At 72.0% G+C, this 26,257-nt stretch carries 25 protein-coding genes; 15 read left to right on the top strand and 10 right to left on the bottom strand.

The window, feature by feature from the left end; genetic code table 11:
• Positions 1-280 precede the first annotated feature (280 nt).
• Together ACIBQX_RS37260 and ACIBQX_RS37265 are read right to left on the bottom strand one after the other, a co-directional pair.
• Positions 281-898 (bottom strand): ATP-dependent Clp protease proteolytic subunit, encoded by a 618-nt coding sequence (locus ACIBQX_RS37260; RefSeq protein WP_397013045.1) that lies wholly within the window; start codon positions 896-898, stop codon positions 281-283.
• 1 nt (position 899) lies between these two features.
• A complete protein-coding gene (locus ACIBQX_RS37265) occupies positions 900-1,463 on the bottom strand; it encodes a ClpP family protease (protein ID WP_397013047.1) in 564 nt (187 codons plus the stop codon).
• Between the two features lie 142 nt (positions 1,464-1,605).
• Here ACIBQX_RS37265 and ACIBQX_RS37270 point away from each other — a divergent pair, with 142 nt between their 5' ends.
• Together ACIBQX_RS37270 and ACIBQX_RS37275 are read left to right on the top strand one after the other, a co-directional pair.
• A complete protein-coding gene (locus ACIBQX_RS37270) occupies positions 1,606-2,958 on the top strand; it encodes a sensor histidine kinase (protein ID WP_397013049.1) in 1,353 nt (450 codons plus the stop codon).
• On the top strand, positions 2,955-3,593 hold the full coding sequence (locus ACIBQX_RS37275; RefSeq protein ID WP_397013051.1) for a response regulator: 639 nt from the start codon (positions 2,955-2,957) through the stop codon (positions 3,591-3,593). Before ACIBQX_RS37270 ends, ACIBQX_RS37275 begins: the two co-directional genes overlap by 4 nt.
• A 59-nt stretch (positions 3,594-3,652) precedes the next feature.
• On the opposite strand, the gene ACIBQX_RS37280 is transcribed toward ACIBQX_RS37275, so the two are convergent.
• A complete protein-coding gene (locus ACIBQX_RS37280; protein ID WP_397013053.1) occupies positions 3,653-4,501 on the bottom strand; it encodes a DUF2268 domain-containing protein in 849 nt (282 codons plus the stop codon).
• 39 nt (positions 4,502-4,540) lie between these two features.
• Positions 4,541-5,311, bottom strand: a complete 771-nt coding sequence (locus ACIBQX_RS37285; protein WP_397013055.1) for a hypothetical protein — start codon at positions 5,309-5,311, stop codon at positions 4,541-4,543.
• A 55-nt stretch (positions 5,312-5,366) separates the two neighbouring features.
• Between ACIBQX_RS37285 and ACIBQX_RS37290 the strand changes: the two genes are divergently transcribed.
• From ACIBQX_RS37290 to ACIBQX_RS37305, 4 genes are read left to right on the top strand one after another with little or no spacing between them, the layout of a single operon-like run.
• Positions 5,367-6,368: an AAA family ATPase gene (locus ACIBQX_RS37290; protein ID WP_397013057.1), complete on the top strand. Its 1,002-nt coding sequence runs from the start codon at positions 5,367-5,369 to the stop codon at positions 6,366-6,368.
• Between the two features lie 7 nt (positions 6,369-6,375).
• Positions 6,376-7,311 (top strand): DUF58 domain-containing protein, encoded by a 936-nt coding sequence (locus ACIBQX_RS37295; RefSeq protein ID WP_397013059.1) that lies wholly within the window; start codon positions 6,376-6,378, stop codon positions 7,309-7,311.
• Positions 7,308-8,255 (top strand): VWA domain-containing protein, encoded by a 948-nt coding sequence (locus tag ACIBQX_RS37300; RefSeq protein WP_397013061.1) that lies wholly within the window; start codon positions 7,308-7,310, stop codon positions 8,253-8,255. The genes ACIBQX_RS37295 and ACIBQX_RS37300 overlap by 4 nt, the downstream gene beginning before the upstream one ends.
• A gap of 11 nt (positions 8,256-8,266) precedes the next feature.
• Positions 8,267-8,857 (top strand): class I SAM-dependent methyltransferase, encoded by a 591-nt coding sequence (locus ACIBQX_RS37305; protein ID WP_397013063.1) that lies wholly within the window; start codon positions 8,267-8,269, stop codon positions 8,855-8,857.
• 103 nt (positions 8,858-8,960) lie between these two features.
• Here the strand turns inward: ACIBQX_RS37305 and ACIBQX_RS37310 are convergent, their stop codons facing one another.
• Positions 8,961-9,041, bottom strand: coding sequence for a helix-turn-helix domain-containing protein (locus ACIBQX_RS37310; protein ID WP_397013479.1), 81 nt, complete (start codon positions 9,039-9,041; stop codon positions 8,961-8,963).
• Positions 9,042-9,142: 101 nt separating this feature from the next.
• Here ACIBQX_RS37310 and ACIBQX_RS37315 point away from each other — a divergent pair, with 101 nt between their 5' ends.
• The 4 genes from ACIBQX_RS37315 (at position 9,143) to ACIBQX_RS37330 (ending at position 12,475) form a co-directional block, all read left to right on the top strand.
• Complete coding sequence (locus ACIBQX_RS37315) at positions 9,143-9,682, top strand: TrmH family RNA methyltransferase (protein WP_397013065.1); 540 nt, start codon at positions 9,143-9,145, stop codon at positions 9,680-9,682.
• A gap of 36 nt (positions 9,683-9,718) precedes the next feature.
• Positions 9,719-10,519 carry a glycerophosphodiester phosphodiesterase family protein gene (locus ACIBQX_RS37320; protein WP_397013067.1) on the top strand — a complete coding sequence of 267 codons (801 nt, stop codon included), beginning with the start codon at positions 9,719-9,721 and terminating at the stop codon, positions 10,517-10,519.
• A 14-nt stretch (positions 10,520-10,533) separates the two neighbouring features.
• Positions 10,534-11,970, top strand: a complete 1,437-nt coding sequence (locus tag ACIBQX_RS37325; RefSeq protein ID WP_397013069.1) for an MFS transporter — start codon at positions 10,534-10,536, stop codon at positions 11,968-11,970.
• 160 nt (positions 11,971-12,130) lie between these two features.
• Positions 12,131-12,475 carry an RNA polymerase-binding protein RbpA gene (locus tag ACIBQX_RS37330; RefSeq protein ID WP_189140545.1) on the top strand — a complete coding sequence of 115 codons (345 nt, stop codon included), beginning with the start codon at positions 12,131-12,133 and terminating at the stop codon, positions 12,473-12,475.
• Positions 12,476-12,964: 489 nt separating this feature from the next.
• Here the strand turns inward: ACIBQX_RS37330 and ACIBQX_RS37335 are convergent, their stop codons facing one another.
• The 5 genes from ACIBQX_RS37335 to ACIBQX_RS37355 form a co-directional block, all read right to left on the bottom strand.
• A complete protein-coding gene (locus tag ACIBQX_RS37335) occupies positions 12,965-13,465 on the bottom strand; it encodes an FxsA family protein (RefSeq protein ID WP_397013071.1) in 501 nt (166 codons plus the stop codon).
• 74 nt (positions 13,466-13,539) lie between these two features.
• Positions 13,540-14,283, bottom strand: a complete 744-nt coding sequence (locus ACIBQX_RS37340) for a polyprenol monophosphomannose synthase (RefSeq protein ID WP_397013073.1) — start codon at positions 14,281-14,283, stop codon at positions 13,540-13,542.
• Between the two features lie 2 nt (positions 14,284-14,285).
• Entirely contained in the window at positions 14,286-15,878 is a 1,593-nt protein-coding gene (lnt, locus tag ACIBQX_RS37345) for an apolipoprotein N-acyltransferase (RefSeq protein WP_397013075.1), read from the bottom strand.
• 104 nt (positions 15,879-15,982) lie between these two features.
• Positions 15,983-16,108: a hypothetical protein gene (locus tag ACIBQX_RS37350; RefSeq protein ID WP_397013077.1), complete on the bottom strand. Its 126-nt coding sequence runs from the start codon at positions 16,106-16,108 to the stop codon at positions 15,983-15,985.
• Positions 16,109-16,458: 350 nt separating this feature from the next.
• The gene (locus ACIBQX_RS37355; protein WP_397013480.1) at positions 16,459-18,627 is read right to left on the bottom strand and encodes a HelD family protein; all 2,169 of its coding nucleotides are present in this window, start codon (positions 18,625-18,627) and stop codon (positions 16,459-16,461) included.
• A gap of 350 nt (positions 18,628-18,977) precedes the next feature.
• Here ACIBQX_RS37355 and ACIBQX_RS37360 point away from each other — a divergent pair, with 350 nt between their 5' ends.
• The 5 genes from ACIBQX_RS37360 (at position 18,978) to ACIBQX_RS37380 (ending at position 26,245) form a co-directional block, all read left to right on the top strand.
• Positions 18,978-20,225: an ROK family protein gene (locus ACIBQX_RS37360; protein ID WP_397013079.1), complete on the top strand. Its 1,248-nt coding sequence runs from the start codon at positions 18,978-18,980 to the stop codon at positions 20,223-20,225.
• A gap of 36 nt (positions 20,226-20,261) precedes the next feature.
• Entirely contained in the window at positions 20,262-21,521 is a 1,260-nt protein-coding gene (locus tag ACIBQX_RS37365; RefSeq protein WP_397013080.1) for a 6-phospho-beta-glucosidase, read from the top strand.
• Positions 21,522-21,598: 77 nt separating this feature from the next.
• Positions 21,599-22,615, top strand: a complete 1,017-nt coding sequence (locus ACIBQX_RS37370) for an N-acetylglucosamine kinase (RefSeq protein WP_397013082.1) — start codon at positions 21,599-21,601, stop codon at positions 22,613-22,615.
• Positions 22,616-22,664: 49 nt separating this feature from the next.
• Positions 22,665-24,947, top strand: a complete 2,283-nt coding sequence (locus tag ACIBQX_RS37375; RefSeq protein WP_397013084.1) for a hypothetical protein — start codon at positions 22,665-22,667, stop codon at positions 24,945-24,947.
• A gap of 50 nt (positions 24,948-24,997) precedes the next feature.
• Positions 24,998-26,245 (top strand): cation:proton antiporter, encoded by a 1,248-nt coding sequence (locus tag ACIBQX_RS37380; RefSeq protein ID WP_397013085.1) that lies wholly within the window; start codon positions 24,998-25,000, stop codon positions 26,243-26,245.
• The last annotated feature ends 12 nt before the right edge of the window (positions 26,246-26,257 follow it).

Consider the following 26,257-nt stretch of genomic DNA (forward strand, 5'->3'; position numbering starts at 1 on the left):
ACCCAAGCGTTCCTCCGGGACCGCGGCGGGCATGGAGATCTGCCAGGCGACGAATCCGGCCCCGGTGCGAGTCGGGCGTCCCACCGTCCGAGATCCTTCTGCCTGATGTCACTCCGCCGCAGATCTACCCGCCGCCCGCCCCGGCACCGCATCCAGCCTCTGTGTCACGTCAGTCCCGGCCGGGGCCGGCGCCATCGGACCAGACGTGGGGTGACCGGGGGTGTCTCGATGGGCAGGCGTCCGGGGCGTTCACGAGCGCGTGGAGGCGGGCGCGAGGGGGTCAGTGGGTGGTCGTCAGGGTGCGTTTTCTGGAGGCGTAGATGTCATCGATCAGGTGGTAGGTGCGGGCCTGCTCTGCCGTGAAGATGCGGTCTCGTTCGATGTCCTTGCGGATCTCCAGTGGGGTGCGGCCGGTGTTTCTGGCCAGGATCTCCTCCTGCTGGTCGCGCATGCGGAGGATCTCTCTGGCGTGGATCTCCAGGTCGCTGGACTGGCCGCGGCCGCCTTCCGTGGCGGGCTGGTGGAGGAGGATGCGGGCGTGGGGCAGGGCGGCGCGTTTGCCGGGGGTGCCCGCCGACAGCAGGACCGCCGCCGCCGAGGCCGCTTCGCCGATGCAGACGGTGTGGATGTCCGGCCGGATGAACTGCATCGTGTCGTAGATGGCCGTCATCGCGGTGAACGATCCGCCGGGCGAGTTGATGTAGAGGTTGATGTCCTGGTCGGGGTCGATCGACTCCAGGGTGAGCAGCTGCGCCATCACGTCGTTGGCCGCGGTGTCGTCGATGGGGCTGCCGATGAAGATGACCCGGTCCTCGAAGAGCTTGTTGTACGGGTTCATCTCCTTGATGCCGTAGGAGGTGCGCTCGGTGAAGGAGGGCAGCACGTAACGTCCGCTCATGTCAGTTCATCCCTTCGGCGATGTGGTCGACGAAGCCGTACTCCAGGGCCTCCCGGGCGGTGAACCAGCGGTCCCGGTCGGAGTCGGCCTGGATGCGCTCCAGCGGCTGGCCGGTGTGGTGGGCGATGAGCTCGGCCATCAGGCGCTTGGTGTAGAGGAGGTTTTCGGCCTGGATCTGGATGTCGGTGGCCGAGCCGCCGATGCCGCCGAGCGGCTGGTGCATCACGACCCGGGCGTGGGGCAGGGCGTAGCGTTTGCCAGGAGCACCGGAGCAGAGCAGGAACTGGCCCATGGACGCGGCGAAGCCCATCGCGACCGTCGCCACGTCGCAGGGAATGAACTGCATCATGTCGTACAGCGCCATCCCGGCGGGCACGGAACCGCCCGGGGAATTGATGTAGAGAGTTATGTCCGCCGTGGGATCCTCGGCCGCCAGCAAAAGGAGCTCGCCACACAGCTTGTTGCAAATATCGTCGTCGACCTCCTGGCCGAGAACGAGGATGCGCTGCTGCAGCAGGCGCTGACTGAGCTGGTCAGGCCACTGCGGGCGCAGAGTCTCCGTCATGGGCATCGCCTTTCCGTGGATCAATTACACCGATGACGCTAGCCCCGGACGTCGCGCATAAAGGAATCTTTTCGCTGGCGGCGCATTTCTCTCAAGGCGCATTACTCCATGAGCGAATTAAGGTCGACATACAATCACTGCTGTGAGATGGAACCTCTTGCTGGCCCGGCGCTGGGCATGCCTGATCCTGGGCGGAGCCCTGTTGATGCCGTACATGATGGCGGGGGTCCTCATCTCAGGGCTGGCGCAGGGCGAAGCGGCCAACCTGCTGTTGCCCACGCAGATCGGCGTCTTCGGCGCGGTGCTGCCCGTGGTCGCGCTCACCGGGCTGTTCCTGCCGGTGCGCTCGCTGGAGGTGAACGCCGCCCAGGGGCTGCTGGGCGCCCGTGTCGAGTTCGCGTCCGGGCCCGCGCACGGTCGCCGGTCGTGGCAGGAGCGGCGGCGCACGGCCGCCTGGTTCACGCTGCACCTGGCGATCGGCGGTCTGGTCAGCGGGTTCACGCTGGCGGTGGTTCCGTTCACCCTGTTCTCCCTCTCGCTGCCGTTCGTCAGCCTGTCCACGGAGGTGCTGGGCCTGGCGGTGGAGCCCGGCTGGCCCGGGGTCGGCTGGGCGCTGCTCGGGCTGGTGACGCTCGGGCTGCTGGTCGTGGTGGCGGCCGGAGCCGGGGCGCTGCTGGCCCGGCTCGCTCCCGCACTGCTCGGCCCCACGCCCGCCGAGCGGCTCGCCACCGCCGAGGAGCACGCCCGCACCCTGGCCGAGCGCAACCGGCTGGCACGGGAACTGCACGACTCGGTGGGTCACGCGCTCAGCGTCGTCACCCTGCAGGCCGCCGCCGCGAGCCGCGTCCTCGACCGAGACCCGGCCACCGCGAGGACCGCCCTGGCGGCGATCGAGCAGTCCGCCCGCGCCGCCCTGGAGGACCTCGACCACGTCCTGGGCGTCCTGCGTGCGGGCGAGGATCGAGACGGGGACGTGCGAGGCGAAGGCGGGCAGCGGGGTGGCTCCCCCACCGCCGAAGACCGTCCATCAGGCGCTGCCGAAGAGGGCCGTGGAGGCCGGGGCAGCGGCGAGCCGGTGTCACAGGGCAGGGCGCCGCAGGCGACGCTGGCCGATCTCGACGCGCTCGTCGCCGCATCGGGCGCCGAGGTGCGGCGGGAGGTGAGCGACCTGTCCGGCGTCCCCGCCATGGTCTCCAGGGAGGCCTACCGCATCGTCCAGGAGGCACTCACCAACGCGATCAAACACGGTCAAGGTCCGGTGGACCTGACGGCCGGCGTACGAGAGGACGTGCTGGACCTCCAGGTGACCAACGCGACAGGCCGCTACGCTGAAGACGGCGCCGAGCATGACGGCGGGGGCCGCGAGCTCAGGGGTGGCAGGGGGATCACCGGGATGGCGGAGCGGGTGCGGCTGCTGCGCGGTGAGCTGGACGCCGGCCCGGTGGAGGGTGGCTGGAGGGTGTCGGTGCGCCTGCCGCTACGGTCGCTGTCATGACAATCAGGGTCGTGATCGCCGACGACGAGGACCTCATCCGCACCGGTCTGCGCATCATCATCGACTCCGAGCCCGGCCTGAGCGTGGTCGGCGAGGCCGCTGACGGCGCGGCGGTGCTGCCGGTGGTGCGCCGCGAGCGGCCCGACGTGGTGCTGATGGACGTACGGATGCCGGCGGTGGACGGCATCCAGGCCACCAGCCGCCTCATGGAGCTGGAGGCGCCGCCGAAGGTGCTGGTGGTGACCACGTTCGAGAACGACGACTACGTCTACGACGCGCTCCGGGCGGGCGCCGACGGATTCCTGCTCAAGCGCACCCGGCCGGACGAGCTGGTGCGGGCCGTCAAGCTGGTGGCCGCCGGCGAGTCGCTCCTGTTCCCGGCCGCGATCCGCACACTCGCCGGCCGCCGGCCCGTCGCCGAGGTGCCCGGCATCGGCCGGCTGACCGGGCGCGAGGGTGACGTGCTGCGCCTGATGACCAAGGGGCTGTCCAACGGCGAGATCGCCGCCGAGCTGGTGGTCAGCCCGGAGACCGTCAAGACGCACGTCGGGAACGTGCTCACCAAGCTGGGCGCCCGCGACCGCACCCAGGCGGTCATCGCCGCTTACGAGTCCGGCTTCGTCTCACCCCGCTGACGTCCCGGGGGGCGAACCGTACAAGGGGCACGCGATCCGTACGGGCCGGAACCCCGCGACTACCTCCGCACGAGCTCCGCGACCGGCAGTCCCGTGGCCTGTGCCGCCGTCATGCCGGTGGCCGCGAGGTGCTCCTCCACCAGGCGCAACCCCACCGCATATCCCGACATATCCGGAATGCCGCGCGGCTCTTGGCCGAACAGCCGCATCGCGCTGTCCCCCAGCACGTACGCGGACGTGTGCTGCATGCCCGCCAGCTCGAAGTCCGCCATGATCAGCTCGTAGGCCCGGTCGTACTCCTCCCCCCGCACCATGCCCGACCAGGGTCCCATGGCCTCCGGCCCGGACAGCTCCCTGACGAAGGCCTCCGCCAGCCCTTCCGCCACGACGTGTTCGCCGACCGTCACGGTCGCCGGGTTCCACTCGACGTTGGTGTAGCGAACGTTGTGGTGGAACTCGTGCACGGCCAGGTGCGCGATCCGGCCGATGATCTCCTCGTCGGGCCAGGCCAGCAGGTACAGCCAGCCGGGCGCGCCGCCCATGCCGTAGTAGCCGCCGCTGACCTTCATCAGGTGCTCGTCGTCCGGGTTCCCCAGCACGAACATCACCTGCAGCGTCTCGGCCTGCTTCAGGTGGCTCAAGGCGCCGGCGGCGCGGGTCAGCTCCCGCTCGACCTGCCCGAGCACGTCGGCGGCGGCCAGCCGCTGGACGGCGTCGAGGTAGCGTGGGTCGTCGGCGTCGACGCGGAAGCCGCCGCCCTGGTGGTGGATGTCGACGATGTCCCCCGGCATCGGGATGGCGGAGCGGATCGGCGCGAGCAGCTCGCGGAGCGCGTCGGGCCGCCGATCCAGCGGCAGCCGCAGCAGTCCGGCCATGGCGGCGACGGTGTCGTGAACGATGAATCTCATGCCGTGGACGCTAGAGCCTCACGTCACGGGAGGCTCAACTCACAATTGCGGCTCCTGCGGCGGCTGGTCCCCCGGCGACCGTCCGGGCGTCGGCTCGCCACTGCGCGGGGGCGACGGGGACGGCGACGGCTCCTGCGGGTAGGGCGTGGTGGGGATCGGCGGCGGCGTCGGCAGGAAGACCGTCGGCGGCAGCTGCCTGGGCATCGGATCGCTGCCGGACCTGCCCAGCAGCATCAGCAGCACGATCGTCACCAGGAGCAGCAGCAGCGCCAGGAGCACGGCCGTGGCGATCAGCACCCGCCGCCGCGTCTCGGTGAGCGGCCGGCGGCGCACCGGCGGCGCGAGCGCGGGAGCCCGGTCGGTCAGCCAGTAAGGGACGAAGTCGGGGCCGTGCGCGACGCCGATGAGCGTCCCGCCGACCATCACCGGCTCCAGGAACCGCTCGGCGCCCGGCCTGCCCGGCACGTACGCGACCGCGACCCAGGGCGCGTGCCCGGTGTTCATGTCGAGCACCGGCGGCGCGTCCTCGGTGACGGTCGCCCGCGTCCTCGCGCCCAGCCCGAGCCAGCTCCGCACGCCCGACCGGTCCCCCGCCGGCGCGGCCTCGCGCAGCGCGGTCACGAACCGCTCGCGGGCGGCCGCGTCGATCGCCGCCCCCCGGGTCAGTACGGCCAGCGAGACCGCACGCCCGTCGGGCGCCTGGCCGAGATAGACGAACCCCGCCGGGGCCGATTGCAGGCGGGCCTGCACCACGAACGGCCCCAGCCGTGGCGGATCACCGTACTGCAGCGGACTTGCCACATCTGCCATGAAAGCACAGACGTGGCGTCGTGCACGTTTGCGGCACGTTTGGTGGAATAGCGTCATGAGCGTCGCCGAAGAGCAGCCAGGCGGAACGGACGCGGCTCTGCTGCGTCAAACCCTCGACGAGGTACGGCGTGTCATCGTGGGGCAGGACCACATGGTGGAGAGATTGGTCGTCGCCCTGTTGGCGCGCGGCCACTGCCTGCTGGAGGGGGTGCCCGGTGTGGCCAAGACGCTGGCCGCCGCCACCTTGGCCACGGTCGTGGGCGGCACGTTCGCCCGCATCCAGTTCACCCCCGACCTGGTGCCCAGCGACATCGTCGGCACCCGTGTCTTCCATCCCTCCACCGAGAAGTTCGACGTCGAGCTGGGCCCGGTGTTCGTCAACTTCCTGCTCGCCGACGAGATCAACCGCGCCCCGGCCAAGGTGCAGTCGGCACTCCTGGAGGTCATGGCCGAGCGTCAGGTCACGCTCGCGGGTGTCACCCACCCGCTGCCCAGGCCGTTCATCGTGCTGGCCACCCAGAACCCGATCGAGTCCGAAGGCGTCTACCCGCTGCCGGAGGTGCAGCGCGACCGCTTCCTGTTCCGGGTCCGGGTGCCCCATCCGAGCGCGCACGAGGAGCTGGAGATCCTGCACCGGATGAGCGTCACCCCGCCCACGCCCGCGCGGGTGCTCGACCCGCAGCAGCTGATGGCGCTGCAGGCGGCGGCCGAGCAGGTCTCGGTGCACCAGCTCGTCGCCGACTACGTGGTCCGCCTGGTCATGTCCACCCGCGCCCCCGCCGAGTACGGCCTGGCCGACCTGACCGACACCATCGAGATCGGCGTCAGCCCGCGCGCCACCCTGGGCCTGGTCGCGGCCGGGCGCGCGCTGGCCGTACTGCGCGGCCGCGACTATCTGCTGCCCGACGACGTGCGCGACGTGGCCGTGGACGTGATGGCGCACCGCCTGATGCTCACCTTCGACGCGCTGGCCGACGGCGTCGATCCCGAGCAGGTCGTCAAGCAGATCCTGCACGCCGTGCCGCCGCCCCTCGTCGTCTGGAACCAGAACCGGTGAGCGACCTATGAATACCGCCGAGCAGGCGCTGCGCCGGCTGGAGCTCACGGTGACCAGGCGGCTGGACGGCCTGCTGCACGGCGCGCACCAGGGCCTGCTGCCCGGCACCGGCAGCGAGGCCGGCGACAGCCGCGTCTACGTGCCCGGCGAGGACGACGTGCGCCGCATGGACTGGGCGGTCACCGCGCGCACGACCGTGCCGCACGTCCGCGACCTGATCGCCGACCGCGAGCTGGAGACGTGGGCGCTGGCCGACCTGTCGCCCAGCATGGACTTCGGCACCGCCGACACCGACAAGCGGGATCTGGTGGTGGCCGCGGTCGGCGCGATCGGCTTCCTGTCCAGCAGGATGGGCGACCGGTTCGGGGCGCTGGTGCTGCACGACGAGTTCCTGCACCGCATGCCGGCCCGCACCGGCAGGCCCGCGCTGTACGGGCTGCTGCACTCGCTGATGGACGCGCCTCGCGGCCAGGTGGTGCCCGACCCGCCCGACCTGGCCGAGGGCATCGACGTGCTGTCGGCCTCGCGCAGGCGGCGGGGCATGCGGGTGGTGGTGTCGGACTTCCTCGACGCGGAACCGAGCCTGGACCCGGAGGTGGAGCGCCCCTGGGAGCGGCCGATCAGGCGGCTGGCCGCCCGTCACCAGGTGCTGGCGGTGGAGGTGATCGACCCGCGCGAGCTGGAGTTGCCGGACGTGGGCCGCGTCGCGTTCGCCGACCCCGAGACCGGGAAAGTACGCGAAGTGCACCTTTCACCCAAAATCCGCCACGCGTACGCCGAGGCCGCCGCCCTGCAGCGGGACGGCACCCGGATCGCCCTCCGCCGCGCCGGCGTGGCCCACCTCGTGCTCCGCACGGACCGGGACTGGGTGTTCGACATCGCGCAGTTCGTCATGCGCCAGCGGCGCACCCGCCACCTGGCACACCGGAAGGTGACCTCTTGACTTTTCTGTCGCCTGGCTGGCTCTGGCTGTTCGCCCTGATGGCGTTGCTCCTGGCCGGATATGTCGCGGCGCAGTTCGCGCGGCGCCGCTACACCGTGCGCTTCACCAACCTGGCGCTGCTCAACCTCGTCGCGCCGGCCGGCCCCGGCTGGCGGCGGCACGTGCCGCCGGTCCTGTTCCTGCTCATGATGTCACTGCTGGTCGTCGGCGCCGCCAGACCCGCCGACGAGGTACGCGTGCCGCGCGACCGGGCCACCATCATGATCGCCCTCGACGTGTCGCTGTCCATGGACGCGGCCGACGTCGACCCCGACCGGATCAGCGCCGCCAAGGCCGCGGCCCAGGCGTTCGTCGAGGAGCTGCCGGACCGGTTCAACGTCGGCGTCGTCTCCTTCGCCCGCTCCGCCAACGTGGTCGTCTCCCCCACCACCGACCACCAGGCCGTGGCGACCGCGATCGGCAACCTGACCACCCGGCCCGGCACCGCGATCGGCGAGGCGGTCTTCAACTCGCTCGACTCGGTGCGCTCCTTCGACCAGGACGCCGCCACCGACCCGCCGCCGGCCGCCATCGTGCTGCTGTCCGACGGCGACAACACCTCCGGCCGCTCGGTCAAGGAGGCCACCGACGCGGCCCAGCAGGCGAGCGTGCCGGTCAACACGATCGCGTACGGCACCCAGGAGGGCACGGTCTCCATCGACGGCCGGCCGGTGAACGTACCGGTCAACAAGCAGACCCTCCAGGCCCTGTCCGACGGCACCAGCGGCCGCGCCTACAGCGCCGAGTCGGGCAGCGAGCTGCGCGACGTCTACGAGCAGATCGGCACCTCGCTCGGGTTCAAGCTGGTCAACCAGGAGATCACCCAGCAGTTCATCGTGGCCGCGATCATACTGGGCCTGCTGGTCGCGGGCGCCGCGGTCCTGTTCGGTACGCGTATCCCGTAACGTTTTCCCACGTGGCCCATTACTTCTCCGAGGACCCGGCGACCGCGAGCCGCCCCGGCTCGGTCGACCTGGTCCTGCCCGACCTGCACCTGCGGCTGGAGACCGACAGGGGCGTGTTCTCGCCCGAGCGGGTCGATCTCGGCACCCGGGTGCTGCTGGAGACGGTGCCGCCGCCGCCCCAGCACGGCGACCTGCTCGACCTGGGCTGCGGTTACGGCCCGATCGCGCTGACCATGGCGACCCGGGCTCCCGAGGCGACCGTCTGGGCCGTGGACGTCAACCGCCGCAGCGTGGAGCTGACCGAACGCAACGCACGGGCCGCCCGCCTTTACAAAGTACGGTCGGTGCATGTGGATGAGATGCCCCCGGACGTCACGTTCAAGGCCATCTGGTCCAACCCCGCCATCCGCATCGGCAAGGCGGCCCTGCACGACATGCTCACCAGGTGGCTGTCGCGGCTGACGCCCGACGGCGTCGCCCACCTGGTCGTCCAGAAACATCTCGGCTCCGACTCCCTGCAGCGCTGGCTCGGCGAGCAGGGCTGGCAGGCCTCCCGCGAGGCCTCCCGGGCCGCCTACCGAATCCTGAAGGTGCACCGTTGACTTCCTCCCCCTCGTGAACGAGGCGGATTCCCACGGTTGCCCGCAGGGTTTCCTGCTTCACCGCCGACTGCCCGCCAGAGAGGACTCTCTGTGAGGTCTTACGTCAGCTCCACAGGCGTTGCTCAGAGGTCGGGTAGAAGCGGTACTTGAACGCCCGCTTCACGAGCTGCGCCACGCCTCGCATCGTATCGCGCGATCACCTGACAGTCGCGCGTTTGTTCGAGGCACCGTCCCACGTTTCCTCCCCGCCCTGAAGGACGGGGTCTCCGAGCTCAAGGAGATTCGATGAGAAGGCAACTGCGCCCCACCGACGTCAAGCGGCTCAACCGCACCTGGCGCAGAAACACCGGGAACAGGCTCGCGCTGATCCTGGAGTCGGTCACCGGCCCGTTCAACGTCGGCTCGATCTTCCGCAGCGCCGCCGCGTTCGGCGTCGACACGATCTGGCTGGCCGGCAACGCCACCCCGCCGACCAACCCGAAGGCGGGCAAGACCGCGCTCGGCACCGAGCGCCTGGTCACCTGGCACGACGCGGTGCCCGCCACCGAGGCCGTCAAGGCCGCCAGGGACGACGGCTACACCGTGCTGGCCATCGAGCTCACAGGCGACGCCGTCCCGCTGCACCGCGCGGACCTGGCCCGCGACGTGTGCCTGGTGGTCGGCAGCGAGGACCACGGCTGCTCCCCCGCCCTGCTGGACGCCTCCGACGGCGTCTGCTACATCCCGCAGGTCGGGCGGGTCGGCTCGTTCAACGTCTCGGTGGCGGCGGCCATCGCGCTCGCCGAGGCCCGCCGTCAGGAATGGCAGAATCTCCCTGATTCGTAACCTCATTGTTCACCCGCGAAAGGCATACTGCAGACCGTGCTCAGCCGTCGATTCTCCTTTCTGGACCACCCGGGCCCGCTCGCCTTCGCCCACCGCGGCGGCGCCGCCGAAGGCGCCGAGAACTCGGCGGCGGCGTTCGAGCGGGCCGTGCGGCTCGGCTACACCCACCTGGAGACCGACGCGCACGCCACCGCCGACGGGGTGTTGCTCGCCTTCCACGACCACACCCTGGACCGGGTGACCGACCGCCGCGGCCGCATCTCCGAGCTGCCCTACAGCGCGGTCAAGCGGGCCCGCATCGGCGGCACGCACGAGATCCCGCTGCTGGAGGACCTGCTCGGCACCTGGCCGGACATCCGCTTCAACATCGACGTCAAGGAGGCCGCCGCCATCGCGCCGCTGGCCGAGGCGGTCAGGCGCACCGACTCCTACGACCGGATCTGCCTGACCTCCTTCTCCGACGAGCGCCTGGTGCTGGCCAGGGCGGCGCTCGGCCGCGAGGTCTGCTCGGCGCTCGGCCCGCGCGGCGTCGCCACCCTGCGCGCCGCCGCCACCACCTCCGGCTACGGCCGCCTGCTGGCCCGCCTGTCCCGGGCGGGCATCCCGTGCGCCCAGGTCCCGATGGGCTTCCGCGGGCTGCGCGTGACCACCCGGAGCCTGGTCCGCACGGCGCACGCCGTCGGCATGCAGGTGCACGTCTGGACGATCAACGACGCCGCGCAGATGGAGCAGCTGCTCGATCTGGGCGTCGACGGCATCATGACCGACAACATCACCGGGCTGCGCGACGTGCTCGAGCGGCGCGACCAGTGGCATCCCGGCCGCATGGCCGCTTAGGAGCGACTCGACACATGCCCACCACCGCACCCCCCGCGGACCCCACCGCCGAATCCCCCGCGGCACGCAGGCGCGAGCAGCGTGGCTGGTATCTCTACGACTGGGCCAACTCCGCCTTCTACACCACGATCATCTCGGTCTTCCTCGGCCCGTACCTGATCCCGGTCGCCAAGACCGCGGCCTGCGCCAAAGACTTCCCGCAGATCGCGTCCGCGACCTGTGTGGCCGGCTTCGACGAGCTGGCCGTGCAGAATCCCGGGCTCGGCTACGTCGACGTGCTCGGCATGGACATCAGGCCGGCCGCGTTCTTCGGGCTGATCACGACCGTGGCGGTGCTGGGGCAGATCCTCATCCTGCCGATCGTGGGCGCGCTGGCCGACCACATCGGCCGCAAGCGGGAGATGCTCGGCGTCTTCGCCTACGCGGGCGCGCTGGCGGCGATGGGCCTCTACTTCGTCGAGGGCGACCGCTACATGCTCGGCGGGGTCCTGTTCGTCCTGGCCAACCTGGCCTACGGCGCCTCGATCGTGGTCTACGACTCGTTCCTGCCGCAGATCTCCACGCCGCAGGAGCGCGACCACGTCTCCTCGCGGGGCTGGGCCATCGGCTATCTGGGCGGCGGCCTGCTGCTGGCCCTCAACCTGGCGCTCTACCTCAACCACGAGGGTCTCGGCCTGACCGAGGGCGAGTCGGTGCGGATCAGCATGATGTCGGCGGGGCTGTGGTGGGCCACGTTCACGATCGTCCCGCTGCTGAGGCTGCGCAACCGGCCGGTCCCGGCGCACGAGCACACCACGCGGGCCGCGGTCGGCGGCAGCTTCCGCCAGCTCGGCCGCACGCTCAAGGGACTGCGCCAGTATCCGCTGACGCTGCTGTTCCTGGTGGCCTACCTGGTCTACAACGACGGCATCCAGACCGTCATCGGCAACAGCGCGGCCTTCGCCTCGGAGGCGCTCAAGCTGGACCGGACGGTGCAGATCAGCGCGATCCTGATGGTGCAGTTCGTCGCCTTCTTCGGCGCGCTGCTGCTGGGCACGCTGGCCCGCCGGTTCGGCACCAAGCGCACGGTGCTGGCCAGCCTGGTGCTGTGGACGGTCATCGTGGTGATGGCGCTGTTCGTACGCGAGGGCGACGCGCTGCAGTTCTATCTGATGGCCTTCGCCATCGCGATCGTGCTCGGCGGCAGCCAGGCGCTGTCGCGTTCGCTGTTCTCCCAGGTGATCCCGAAGGGCAAGGAGGCGGAGTACTTCAGCCTCCTGCAGATCAGCGACAAGGGCTCGGCCTTCATCGGCGCGCTCACCGTGACGATCGCGCTGCAGCTCACCAACAGCTACCGCATCGCGATCCTGTCGATGATCGTGTTCTTCGTGCTGGGCTTCGTCCTGCTGGCCCTGGTCAACCTGCCGAAGGCCATCCGCGCCGCGGGCAACGAGGTCCCCGAGGGGATCTGAGGCCGGGATCTCGACGCCTCAAGAGCCCCCGCCGTCCAACTGCTAGCCGGTAGCGCGATTGGATCACGCCGTGGATGGGAATCCCATCACGGTACCAAGCGTTACACACCGTGGGAGACAGACCCCCCACGCATGGGGGCCCTGTAGGAGGCATTTAAACATGGGCGAGCGCGCGCTTCGTGGCACCCGGCTCGGGGCAACCAGCTACGAGAACGACCGTAACACGGATCTGGCCCCCCGCCAGGAGGTGTCCTACACCTGCCCAAAGGGTCATCACTTCGACGTTCCGCTTGCCGCCGAGGCCGAGATCCCCGCTACCTGGGAGTGCCGCATGTGCGGCGCGACCGCGCTGCGGGTGGACGGCGAGCAGCCGGAGTCGAAGAAGACGAAGCCCCCGCGGACACACTGGGACATGCTTCTAGAGCGGAGGTCCATCGAGGACCTGGAAGAGGTGCTCAACGAGAGGCTGGCGGTCCTGAGGGCCCAGCGTCGCAAGAGCGCCTGACGACATCTCACGGTGAAAACCCCCGGGCCCATGGCCCGGGGGTTTCTCTCTGCCGTGACCACGTGCCGGTCGCCGGATAGGTGTCTCGGGTGAGGCGCGTGGGGCGGCCCAGGTGGGACCGTTCGCTCACCGTGCGGCCGGCCGAAGAGCCGCCCGGCCAGGTCGACGCCCACGATCGCGCCGCCGTCGTCGCGGGTGAAGAAGCCGCGCTGCCCCTTCAGACCGCCCTCGGTTCTTGGTCACCGAGGCCAGTTGGAACAGCGTCCGCTCATCGGCCGGCAGTGGATTGTCCAGGCTCGTCACACCGTGGGACGCGTAGGCTCCCGGCCGCCCGTCAGCACCCCGGCGGACACCCCCGGCACGAGATCGGACAGCTTCTCCTGCGACATGAATGCCCGCCCTCCGCCACTTGGACTATGTACAAGTGGCGGCTACGCAGACCTCGAACAATGTGCAAGTAGCTGCTTGAACCTTGTTCGAGCTGGGCGGTCAGGCGTCGCGGTCCTCGCGGATGACCTCGCCGTGCACGACCCGGCCCTGCGGCGACTCCGCTCGCGCGGCGCCCGCGGGCGCCGCACCGGGCGGCGCCGGGAAGAGGTTCGCGTACGGCGAGGCCGCCGCCATCCTCTTGACCCGCCGGTCGAAGAACCACATGCCGAGCCGCCGCATCGCCGGCCGGGTGAACGGCATGATGCACAGCAGCCCCAGCACGTCACTGAAGAAACCGGGCGTCAGCAGCAGCACGCCGCCCACCAGGATCAGCCCGCCGTCGGCCAGCTCGCGGTCGGGCATCCGGCCCGCCTGCAGCGAGCTCTGCAGGTTGTTCCAGGCCCTGCGCCCCTCGCGGCGGACCAGCCAGGTGCCCAGCAGGCTGATGATGACCAGCAGGCCCACGGTCGGCCAGCCGCCGATCACCGTGCCCACCTGAATGAGCAGCCAGATCTCCAGCACGGGGATCAGCAGGAAGGCCAGGAAAAGCAGGAGCCGCATCGTCGCCTCGCTTCAGCATTCGTCTACATCAAGGACAACGCCCGGTGCGGCCGATGCGTTCCGGAGGACCGGGATCAGACCCGCCGTCTGCGCAGCCTGGCCGGCAGGCCGGTGATCCCCCACTGGGTGACGCGCCAGAACGCCTCGGCCATGACCCGGCCGCTCATCTTGCTGGTGCCGACGGTGCGCTCCACGAACGTGATCGGCACCTCGGCCACCCGCAGCCCGTGCCGGGCCGTACGCAGGGTGAGGTCGACCTGGAAGCAGTAGCCCTGCGACTCCACATCGGCCAGGCCGACCTTGTCCAGGGTGGCCGCCGGGTAGGCGCGGAAGCCCGCCGTCGCGTCGCGGACCGGCAGGCCGAGCATGATCCGCGTGTAGAGGTTGGCGCCCCTGGACAGGAACTCCCGCGAGGCCGGCCAGTTGGTCACCCGGCCGCCGGGGACGTAGCGCGAGCCGATCGCCAGGTCGGCGCCGTCGACCAGGGCCGCGAGCAGCTTGTGCAGCTCCTCGGGCTGGTGCGAGCCGTCGGCGTCCATCTCCACCAGCACGTCGAAGCCCTCCGACAGGCCCCAGCGGAATCCGGCGATGTAGGCGGCGCCCAGCCCCTGCTTGGCGGGCCGGTGCAGGACGTGGACGTGATCGTCGCCGGCGGCGAGCGCGTCGGCGATCTCGCCGGTGCCGTCGGGGCTGCTGTCATCGGCCACCAGCAGGTGCGCCTCGGGCAGCGCGGCCCGCAACCGCTCGGCGATCTTCGGCAGGTTGTCGCGCTCGTTGTAGGTCGGGACGACGACCAGCACCCGCCCAAGAGTCTCCATCGTCACTCATTCCCCATCCGGTCGTGCCGCCGCCTGCGCCATACGGCCGCGAAGGCCGCCGCCGCTCCCAACCCGATCAATGCCCACTCGGGTGCCGCTCCGACCTTGGTGGCGACCGTCATTTCGGTCCGCACCGGCACCTTCACCACGGTCATGTCCGCGACCAGCTCGCGAGTCTGCCAGGAGACTTTACCGTCAGGGGTGACAAACGCGGATATACCGGTGGTTGCGGCGGTGACGAAGGCCCTGTTGTGCTCGACCGCCCGCAGCTTTGACATGGCGAGTTGCTGCGCGGGCAGATTGGTCAGCGCGTAGGAGGCGTTGTTGGTCTGCACCACCATGGGCGTGGCACCGGTCCGCACGGTCTCGCGCACGGTGTCGTCGTAGGCGACCTCGTAGCAGTTGACCGCGCCGATGGTGACCGGCCCCAGCTTCAGGTCGCCCGGCCCCACGCCGGGGACCGACTGCCTGCCGACCATCGCGGCCCGGTCGTACAGGGCCATCACGAGGTCCTTGAACGGGGTGTACTCGCCGAAGGGGACCAGCCGCTGCTTGTCGTAGTAGGCGCCCGGTCCGGTGGCCGGGTCCCAGACCAGGCTGCGGGTGGCCCGGTGTTCCTCGCCGACCGCCACCACGGCGCCGACCAGCGTGGGCACGCCGACGTCCTTCACCGCCTCGTCGATCGTCCGGTAGGCGGAGGCGTCGCGGTAGGGGTCGATGTCGGTGGAGTTCTCCGGCAGGACCACCACGTCGGGCTTGGGCAGCTCGCCGGCCCGCACGGCCCGCGCCAGCCGCTTGGTCTCCTCGGCGTGGTTCTTCAGCACGACGGCGGGCTCGTCGCCGAGGAAGTACATGCCCCGGCCGGGCACGTTGCCCTGGACGATGCCCACGTTGACGGTGCGCCCCTCGTCGCCGTGCCGCGGCACGGCCAGGCCGAGCAGCGGCACGGCCAGGGCGAGCGCCAGCGGGATCGCCTGCCGCAGGCCAGCGGCGGGCCGCAGGAGCGCGTAGGCGAGCAGGGCCCCGCACAGGGCCACGGCGAACGACACCAGCGGCGCGCCGCCCAGCGCGGCGTAGGGGGTGAACACCGACTCGCCCTGGCTGAAGGCGATCCGCGCCCAGGGGAAGCCGCCGATCGGCACCAGGCCGCGGATCCACTCCATGGCCACCCAGAGCGCGGCGAAGTAGACCGGCCACAGCCGCAGCCTGAACACCAGCGAGACCGGCACCGCCAAGGCGGCGTAGAACAGGCTCTCGACGCCCACCAGCATCAGCCAGACGTCGTCGCCGATCGGCCGCACCCAGGACAACGCCGGCAGCAGGAACACCACGGCGCCCACGTAAGCCACCCAGGCCGCCCGTCCGGGCCTGGCGCCGTAGAGCGAGGCCACGACCAGCCCCAGCCCCAGCGGGGCGCACAGCCACCAGTCCAGCGGCGGGAAGGACAGGAAGAGCAGCACGCCCCCGGCGACGGCGGCGGCCACCCGGCCGGACAGGATCCACCTCGACTCGGGAGCAGGCGCGCGGCGACGCGGCTCGGCGGCAACCGAACCGGGCGCGAGGGTGGGCGATGTGCCCGTCTTTTCCTGCACCACTCAGGCTCTCCTCGCGACTCGCACGCCTTCTCAGCGAAAACGCTACCGCCCCGGGGCCGCGCTCAGGTCACGGCACGACGAAGGGATCCGGCCGTCATCGGCCGTCATCGGGCGGTGTCGTACCGGATCGGGCTCCGGCGAGCGGCGCGCGGCGAGACGCCGGGCGCGAGGAGCGGCAGGGTGATCCCGTCGCTGACGAGATCACCCGGCGCGCTGACGATCCCGCGCACGAGAGCGGGAAGAGGGCCCGAGAACCCTTCGGACCGGATCCGTCTCGTCGGCGGCGAGCGCGAAATTCCGTTGTCTACTGGGCTCCCGGGCCCGTCCCGGGTCCAACCCCCCGCCCGGCTGGGGTGCCCCGACTCGACGGACCGACGGCCCTGCACCTGGCTGTGTGGACGGAGCTCGCTCCGTCACGGGCGCAGGATCCGACGATGTCAGAGACGGCCAACCGGCCAAGTCCCGTGCTGGACTGGGCAGCAAACTACCGACTCCACCTCAGATGTCAACCGTGTCCCGATCAGCGAGAACATCAAGTTTTCGCAGGTGGGAGCGTCTGGGCCAGCGCCACTAAAGCACGTTAATCACCATTTGCAGGCCCGTTCGAGCGGCTTGGCAAGCCGCTCAACGCCTGCGACAGGGGCCGTTCGTGGACGACTCCGAGCCGTTGCGTGGCACGGGTGAGAGCGACGTAGAGGTCGCTCGGCCCGCGCGGCGACTGCCCGGCGATGAGGTCGGGCTCGGCGACGATCACCGAGTCGAACTCCAGCCCCTTGGCGTCGGCCACCGCGAGCACGGCCACCGGGGCGTCGAGCGCCGCCGCGCCGTGCGCCCGGCCCGCCCCCGGCGCGATCACCACCGCGCCGTCGACCGCGCCGAGGACCGCCTCGCCCAGCTCGGCGAGCATCGCGTCGGGCACCACCACGGCCACCTTGCCGCCCTCCCCGACCTCCGCCTTGACCAGCTCCGGCAACGCCGCCAGCGGCGCCGACCAGGGCTCGACACCGCCTTCGCGGACCGAGGTCGGCGGCTCCAGCTCCGGATCGATGGTGGCGAGCACCCGGGAGGCCAGCGCCATCAACTCCACCGGCGTGCGGTAGTTGACGCTCAGCCGTTCCTGCCGCCAGCGCCCGGCCACGTACGGGTCGAGCACGTCGGCCCAGGAGCGGGCCCCGGCGGTCGAACCGGTCTGCGCGATGTCGCCGACGATCGTCATCGAACGGGTGGGGATGCGGCGCATGATCGAGCGCCAGGCCATCGGCGACAGCTCCTGCGCCTCGTCCACGATCACGTGCCCGTAGGCCCAGTTGCGGTCGGCCGCCGCGCGCTCGGCGGTGGTCAGATAGGGGCCGTCACCGCGGTGCCGCTCGGCGAGGCGTTCGGCCTCCATGACGTCCGACAGGCCCGTCAGCTCCAGGACCTCGCGGGCGTAGGCGAGTTCGGCCTCGCGCTCGTGCTCCTCGGCCTCCCGGGCCGCGGCGAGCTCCTCCTCGGCCTGCATCGCGCTGGCGCGCAGCACCTGCTCGTCGATCTCGCCCAGCAGCTCGGCCGCCTCGTCGAGCAGCGGCACGTCGGACTCGGTCCACTCGGCGGCCCCGTCGCGCCGCAGCAGCTCCCGCTCCCGCGGGGACAGCGCCGAGGCGGCGTGGTCGAGCCGCTCCGCCGAGCCGTACAGGCTCAGCAGCAGGCGCTGCGGGGTGAGATAGGGCCACAGCCGGTTGAGCGCGGCTCTGACGACCGGCTCGGTCCGCAGTTCCTCGCGCAGGTCGGCGAGCTCGTCGTCGTCGATCAGGCCCTTGCCGAGCTTTCTGGCCACCTGCCTGGCCAGGGCGTTGAGCAGGGACCTGACGAAGGTGGCGCGCGCCTGGTTGTGCGGGCGGCGGGACCGGGTGGCCTTGCCGCGTGCCGACTCCAGCATGTTGCGGTCGATGGTGAGGGTGTAGCGGCCCAGGTTCAGCTCGACGGGCTTGCGGGGCACCCGCTGCCGCTCGCGCACGGCCTTGGCGAGTACCTCGGCCATGCGCAGGTCGCCCTTGAGCGCGGCCACCTCGGGCCGCTCCCTGGCGCCGGCGACCAGGCCGGGGTAGAGCTCGCCGACGGTGGACAACAGCACGTCCGTCTCGCCGAGCGAGGGCAGCACCTGCTCGATGTAGCGCAGGAAGGTGAGGTTCGGGCCGAGGATGAGCACGCCGCGGCGCTCCAGGCGCTCCCGGTGCGTGTAGAGCAGGTAGGCGGCGCGATGCAGGGCGACGACGGTCTTGCCGGTGCCGGGGCCGCCCTGGACGACGAGCACGCCGTTGAGGTCGGACCTGATGACGCGGTCCTGCTCGGACTGGATGGTGGCGACGATGTCGCGCATCCGGCCGGTGCGCCGCTCGTCCAGCGCGGCCAGCAGCGCGGCCTCGCCGTTGAGCGTGGCGCGGTCGTCGTCGGTGAGCGCGTCGAAGTCGAGCAGGTCGTCCTCGACGGCCTTGACCACACGTCCCTTGGTCTGCAGGTGGCGGCGCCTGGTCACGCCCATCGGCGCGGACGGGGTGGCGCGGTAGAACGGCTGCGCGATCGGCGCCCGCCAGTCGATGAGCAGCCGCTCCTGCTCGTCGTCGCTCAGACCGAGCTTGCCGATGTAGAGCCGGCCCTCGTCGACGTGGTCGAGCCGGCCGAAGGCCAGCCCGCGCTCCACCGCCCACAACCTGGCCAGCCTGGTGGCGTACATCTCGGCGAAGGTGTCACGCTCCGACCTGTTCTGCATCGTCCCGACGGCGCCGGCCGCCAGCACGTCCTTGAGTTGCCCCTGGGTGCGCTCACGCAGCACGTCGAGACGGTCGTAGAGGCGGGTGACGTACGCCTGCTCCTTGGCGAGCTCTGTTTGACGCGTTGCCGCCAGACCATTAATGTGGGTAATGGGACACTCCGGGCTATTCTGCTTGTTGTTACGACAAACGATGACATTAGCATGCCCGTCGAGGGACGCCCACTCTTTCGCGTGATCCCCCCTTCCGCCGGTGATCACGGCTCGGTTTCGACTCTTGACCGAACCCCCTCGCACTCCTTACGTTCCTTTTCGTTAGGAAAGTTTCCTAACGTTGCGAAGGGGTGACAGTGAGCGCTCCCGTACCGGGCACTCCCAGTCTGCTACGCGCCATCAATGATCGCGCCGCTCTGCGCGTGCTTCTGGAGCGCGGCCCGCTGACCCGCCCCGAGATCGGCACGCTGACCGGCCTGTCCAAGCCGACGGCCTCCCAGCTCCTGTTCCGGCTCCAGGAGGCGGGCCTGGTGGTCCTGGACGGCGTCCGGCACGGCCTGCCGGGCCGTACGGCCGAGGTCTACCGCATCAACCCCGCGGCGGCGTACGCGGCGGCGCTCGACGTCACCGCCACCCGCGTCGAGGCCAGGGTGGCCGACCTGTCCGGCGCCGTCGTCGGCGAGCACACCCTCGCCACCGGGCCGCGCCCGCGCGGCACCCTGATCGACCGGTTGCGCGCGGCGCTGGCCGGCGCGAACCCGCCCGCGCCGCCGCGCCGCGTGGTGATCGGCGTCGAGGCGGCGCTCGACCCCGCCACCGGCAGGCTCGGGTACGCCACCGCGCGGGACATGCCGGGATGGCACATCGACGACCTGGAGCCGGCCCTCACCGAAGGGCTGGGCGTGCCGGTCTCGGTGGAGAACAACGTCAACCTGGTGGCCCTGGCCGAGCAGGCGCACGGCTCGGCACGCGGCACGCCCGACTTCGTGCTGCTGTGGGCCGACGAGGGCATCGGCGCGGCCATCGTGCTCGGCGGCCGGCTGCATCGCGGCGCCACCGGCGGCGCGGGCGAGGTCGGTTACATGCCCGCGCCGGGCGCGCCCACGGCCCGCGAGACCGGTCAGTACGCCGACCACGGCTACCAGGCGCTCACCGGCGGCGCGGCCGTGCTGCGCGTGCTGCGCTCCCACGGCGTGCCGGGCGCCGACCTCCGCCAGGCCGTCGCCCACGCGGCGGCCGCGGCCGCGGGCCCCGCGACGGTCAGCCCCACAACGGTTCGCCCCACGGGGGTCGGCCCAGCGACGGTGGGGGCCGAGGTGGCCGGGGTGGCGTTGCGGGAGGTCGCGGCGCGGCTGGCGGTGGGGCTGGCCGCGATCACGTCCGTGGTGGATCCGGGGCTGATCGTGCTGACCGGCGGGGTCGTCCTGGCCGGTGGGGAGACGCTGCGCGGGCTGATCGAGGAGGAGCTGCACGCGCTGACGATCGCCCGGCCCCGGGTGCGGTTGTCGGCGGTGCGGGGGAACCCGGTGCTGGCCGGGGCGCTCGACCTCGCCCTGGCGACCGTCCAGGACGAGATCTTCGACTCCACGGGGCCCAGACGGTGAGCCTCCCGGGAGCGCGACCATGACAGGAGTGAACGGGTGAGACTGGCTGTGGTCGGGGGCGGTTCGACGTACACGCCCGAGTTGATCGACGGTTTCGCGCGGCTCAGCGATGAGCTGCCCGTCACGGAGATCGCCCTCATAGATCCCGATGGATCGAGACTCGACGTGGTGGCGGGGATGGCGCGGCGGATGCTCGCCCAGGCCGGGCATCCGGCCCGGATCGTGGCCACCTCCTCGGTCGAGGAGGGGGTCGCGGGAGCGCGCGCCGTGCTGTTCCAGCTCCGGGTCGGCGGCCAGGCCGCTCGCGACGTGGACGAGACGCTGCCGCTGCGCTGCGGCTGCGTGGGACAGGAGACGACGGGCGCGGGCGGCCTGGCCAAGGCGCTGCGGACGGTCCCGGTGGTGCTGGAGATCGCCGACGTGGTCCGGCGCGAGGCCCCCGGCGCCTGGATCGTCGACTTCACCAACCCGGTCGGCATCGTGACCAGGGCGCTGCTGGACGCGGGGCACCGGGCGATCGGGCTGTGCAACGTGGCCATCGGCCTCCAGCGGCGTTTCGCCGCCACGCTGGGGGTCGAGCCCGCGCGGGTTTCGCTCGGCCACGTCGGGCTCAACCACCTGTCCTGGGAGCGGGCGGTGTTCCTGGACGGGCGGGACGTGCTGCCGTCGCTGCTGGCCGGCCACGCCGAGGAGATCGCGGCCGACGTGGGCCTGCGCGCCGGGCTGCTGCGCAGGCTCGGCTCGGTGCCGTCCTACTACCTGCGGTACTTCTACGCCCACGACGAGGTGGTGGCCGAGCAGCGCGTCAAGCCGTCGCGCGCGGCGGAGGTGGCGGCGATGGAGAGGCGGCTGCTGGCGATGTACGCCGACCCGGCGGTGGTGACCAAGCCCGAGCTGCTGTCGGAGCGGGGTGGCGCCTTCTACTCCGAGGCCGCGGTCGCGCTGATCGCCTCCCTGCTGGGCGATCGGGGTGACACCCAGGTGGTGAACGTGCGCAACGGCGGCACGCTGCCGTTCCTGGACCCGGAGGCGGTGATCGAGGTGCCGGCGACGGTCAGCGCGTCGGGGGCCGCGCCGCTGCCGGTGACGCCGGTGGAGCCGCTGTACGCGGGACTGATCGCGCATGTGTCGGCGTACGAGACCCTCGCGCTGCGCGCGGCCCTGCACGGCGGGGCGGACCGCGTGCGGGACGCTCTGCTGGCGCACCCGCTGGTCGGCCAGGACGCGGTCGCGCAGGAGCTGACCGGCCTGCTGCTGGAGGCCAACCGCGACCACCTGCCGTGGGCGGTGGGCTAGTGGCGGGCTCGCGGGACGCTGCCTTGGGCGCTGGGGTGGCGGCGGGCTCACGGGACGCTGCCGCGGGCGGTGGGCCGGTGGCGGCTCGCCGGCTGCTGCTGGCGGTGGACGGCGGCAACAGCAAGACCGACGTGGCGGTGGTGGCCGAGGACGGCGAGGTGCTGGCGACCGGCCGCGCAGGCCCCTTTCTCCCGCAGAGCGCGGGCGTGGCGGCGGCGGTCGACGTGGTGGAGCAGGCGCTGGCCGCCGCGCGGGCGGACGGTGGGCCGGCGGGGGCGCTGTCGTCGGCGTGGCCGGGTGGGGTGGCGTTCGATCATGTGGCCGCGTTTCTGGCGGGGGCGGATCTGCCGGTGGAGGAGGAGGCGCTGGCGCGGGAGTTCGCCGCGAGGGGGTTCGGCGCCGACGTCGTGGTCCGTAACGACGCCTTCGCGTTGCTGCGCGCGGGTGTGTCGGGTTCGTGGGGTGTCGCGGTGGTGTGCGGGGCGGGGATCAACGCGGTCGGCGCCTCCCCCACCGGGCAGGTCGCCCGCTTTCCCGCGCTCGGGCGGCTCAGCGGCGACTGGGGCGGCGGCGAGGGCCTCGGCCAGGAGGCGCTGTGGCACGCGGTCCGCGCCGAGGACGGCCGGGGCCCGGCGACCGCCCTGGCCGAGCTGGTGACGACCCACTTCGCCGCCGCCACGGTCGAGCAGGTCGTCCTGGCGATGCACTTCGGCGAGCTGGACGTGAACCGGCTGCACGAGCTCGCCCCCGGGGTCTTCGCCGCCGCCGAGGCGGGTGACGAGGTGGCGGGCGCGCTGGTGGACCGGCTCGCGGACGAGGTGGTGGTGCTCGCGGAGGTGTGCCTGCGCCGCCTGTCGTTGCTGGACACGCCCGCGCAGGTGGTGCTGGGCGGCGGGATACTCACCGCCGGGCATCGGCGGCTGACGGGCCGTCTGGAGGCCGCGTTCGCGTCCAGGGCGCCGAAGGCGGAGCTGGTGCCGGCGCGGCTCGCGCCCATCGCCGGAGCCGCGCTCAGCGGCCTGGACCACCTGGGCGCCACGCGGGCCGCCAAGGCGCGGCTCCGCGCTCACTACGCCACCGGGGGCTCCCGGTGAATGGGCGATTGTGCGGCGCGAGTGCCCTGACCGGCGTCATCCTGCGGTCATGGACGGGTTTCTGGACACCAGCACCGCGGGCGTGACCGAGTTGCGCGTGCACGGCGTCTCCGGCACGCCGCCGAACTCGATGCTCAACCATCCCTATCCCCGGCCGGTGGCCGGCGACCGGACCACCGGGTTCTACCGCCGCTGGTGGCCGTCCGGCAGGCCCGCCGGGCGGGACGCCGACGTGCCGGGCGTGCGGCATCGGGAGGCGTACGCGTGGGGCGGGCTCACCTCCGGCGGGCGGACCATCGCGCTGTGGCTGCTCCTGCTGCCGTTCTCGATGGCGAACCTGGCGTACTTCATGCTGCCGCGACCGGAGGGCGGGCGGCGGCTGCGCCATGCCGTCGAGGCGGCGCAGCGGCTGTTCGCGCTGCTGCTCACCGGGACGCTCGTCGGCGCCCTGGTCCGGGCGAGCGTCGATCTCGTCGGCTGGCAGTGCACGGCGGCCGGGCGGGCCTGCTCGCGGGAGGGCGCGCCGGTGTGGGTGCACTGGATGAGCCAGTTGTGGGGGACGGAGGAGTCCCGGCGGCTGGCCGTCACCGCGCTGGTGCCGCTCGTGGTCGTCGGGGTGCTGTGGGCGATCGCACGGCGTACGTGGCGGCGGGACGAGCGTACGGTGCTGCCTCCCGACGGGTTCGGGCATCCGGGGGTGCTGCTGGCCCGGCGGCGGCTGTGGCACGGTGGCGCCCCGGTGTGGCGGCTGCGGAGCGTGCACATCGCCTTCGCGCTCGGCGCGATCGGGCTGGCCGTGTCCGCGCCGTTCGCCCGTTCGGCGGGCGGGGCGGCGCTGACCGTGGCGAACGCGGCCGTCCAGGTGGCCGCGGTGGTGCTGGTGGTGCTGCCGGGGATCGGCCGCCGGGTGGATCCCGAGGCCGGCGACGCGGACGGCGGGTGGCTGGCCCGTGCCTGCCGGGCGCTGGAGATCGCGGCGCCTGTGCTTTTCCTGGTGACGTTCGGGTGCGCGCTGGCCGGGCTGCCGCTCGGCGTGCCGCGCGAGGCGCTGAGCGCGCAGCTGCCCGGGGTCGGGGCTGGAACGGTCCAGCTCGGGATGACGATGGTGCTGGCGGTGGCCATCGGGGCGGGGACCTGGGCGCTCGCCCGGATGGACCGGCCCGCCGGTCGTGCGGCGGACCGGATCGGCCGGGCGGCGGATCCGGGCGAGCGGCGCGCGATGGGCGGGATGGCAAGCTGGTTCACGCTGATGGCGGCCGCGGGCAGCGCCAATGCGCTGGCGCTCGGCCTGATGTTCTGGACGGCGTCCTTCTTCGGCATCCCGGAGTCCCCCTCCAGGCCCGCGGACCTCGGCACCGACCTCTTCCTCGACGACCCGGTCTGGTGGACGGCGGCGCTGGTCCCGGTCATGGTGGCGGGCGTCGTCCTGGTCGCGGTCGTGCTGTGGCGGATCCGCGAGGCGGCCACCGCGAAGCTGGCCCCGAAGCTGGCGGCCTCCTACGGGCCGCACGCCGCCGAGGTGGCCGGGAAGTGGTCGCTGGCGGCGCTCTCCGATCGGGCCGGGCTGCTGCTGGGGCTGCTGGTGGGCACCGGGCTGACCGGGTTCGCCGTGGTGACCGTGATCTACCGGTTGGGGCTGGTCACGCCGGTGGAGGGCACCGCGGGGCTGTTCGCGACCCTGGGCAGCTGGGCGATGGCGGCGTTCGCCGTCGGTCTGGTGCTGCTGGGGCGGCGCACGTACAGCGACTCCCGGCTGCGCAGGACCGTCGGCATCCTGTGGGACGTCTCCACCTTCTGGCCGCGCGCCATTCACCCGCTGGCGCCGCCCTGCTACACCGAGCGGGTCGTGCCCGAGCTGGTCGCCCGGCTGGACGCGCTCACCCGGGACGAGGAGGACCAGGTGCTCATCTCCGGACACAGCCAGGGCAGCGTCATCGCCGCCGCCGTGGTGCTGCAGCTCAGGCCGGCCGTACGGGAACGGGTCCGGCTGCTCACGCACGGCTCGCCGCTGCGCCGGTTGTACGCCTCGTTCTTCCCCGCGTACTTCGGCCCGGCGAGCCTGTCGGCGGTGCGCGACGCGGTGCGGTGGGTGAACCTCTACCGGCTGAGCGACCCGATCGGCGGTCCCGTCTTCGACCGGGCCGACCCGTTCGGGCCGGAGGGTGAGCCGGAGGGCGGGCGGGAGCGGGGTGAGGGGGAGGTGGACGTGTTCTGCTGGGACCCGCCGCTGTGGGAGGCGGGCGAGCCGCTCGCCGCGGCGCGCTGGCATGTCGGCTACTGGTTCGACCCGCCGTACGACGAGGCGCTGGGCCGGCTGACGAGCCGATCCTGAAATTTCCCCCATAGGGGATGTGCGGTGATCTATGGGGCACTAGGTCATCGATGCCGACACCAGACCTCCTCCTCGCCATCGGCGGCGGTGCCGCCCTGCTCGCCGCCCTGCTGCCCGGCATCCTCGCCAAGCGGGCGATCTCGCTGCCGCTGGCCTATCTGATCGGCGGCGTGCTGCTGTTCCTGCTGCCGATCGGGTTACCCACGCCCGATCCGATCGCGTACCGGGTGGCGCTGGAGCACATCACCGAGCTCTGCGTCGTCATCTCGCTGATGGGCGCGGGCCTGGCGATCAACCGGCGGACCGGGCTGCGCGGCTGGGCCACGACGTGGCGGCTGCTCGGCTGGGCGATGCCGCTCACCATCGCCGCCGTCGCCGCCGCGGCCCTGTTCCTGCTGGGCTGGCCGATCGGGGCGGCGCTCCTGCTCGGGGCGGTGCTGGCGCCCACCGACCCGGTGCTCGCCTCCGACGTCAACGTCGGCGAACCGGTCGACGCGGCCAACGCCGACGACGAGGTCCGCTTCTCGCTGACCTCGGAGGCCGGGCTGAACGACGGGCTGGCCTTCCCGATCGTGTACGCGGCCATCGCCGTCGCGGCGGTCGGCGGCGTGGGCTGGGTGGGCGAGTGGGCCCTGGTGGACGTGCTGTACCGGACCGCCGCCGGGGTGATCTGCGGGCTGTTGCTGGGCCGCCTGCTCGGCCGGCTCTTCTTCCACGCCGGGGTGGAGAAGCTGCGGCTGGCCGAGCACCGCGACGGCTTCGTCGCCCTGGCCGCCACCCTTCTCACCTACGGCCTGACCGAGCTCGTGCACGGCTACGGCTTCGTCGCGGTCTTCGTCACCGCGTGCACCATCAGGAGCGCCGAGCACGGCCACGGCTACAACAACGTCCTGCACGGCTTCGTGGAGCAGATCGAGCGGCTGCTGACCGCCTGGCTGCTGCTCCTTCTCGGCGGCTTCGCCGCGACCGGCGGGCTGGCGGCGCTCACCTGGCGGGGCGCGGCCGTCGGCCTCCTGCTGGTGCTGGTGATCCGGCCGGTGGCGGGGTGGCTGACCCAGCTGGGCGGCGCGGCCGGGCCCCGGGAGCGCATCGCGATCTCGTTCTTCGGCGTGCGCGGCGTCGGCTCGCTGTTCTATCTGGCCTACGCGCTGGGTCAGGCGGACTTCGGGGTGGCGGCGGAGGAGCTGTGGGCGGTGGTGGCCTTCGCCGTGCTGGCCTCCGTGGTGCTGCACGGGATCACCGCCACCCCCGTCATGAACCGCCTGGACAACATCCGCGACGGCCGGGCCGGCGGTTGAGCACGGCCCTCG

The sequence above is a fragment of the Nonomuraea sp. NPDC049714 genome, assembly GCF_044465295.1.
Lineage (GTDB): Bacteria > Actinomycetota > Actinomycetes > Streptosporangiales > Streptosporangiaceae > Nonomuraea.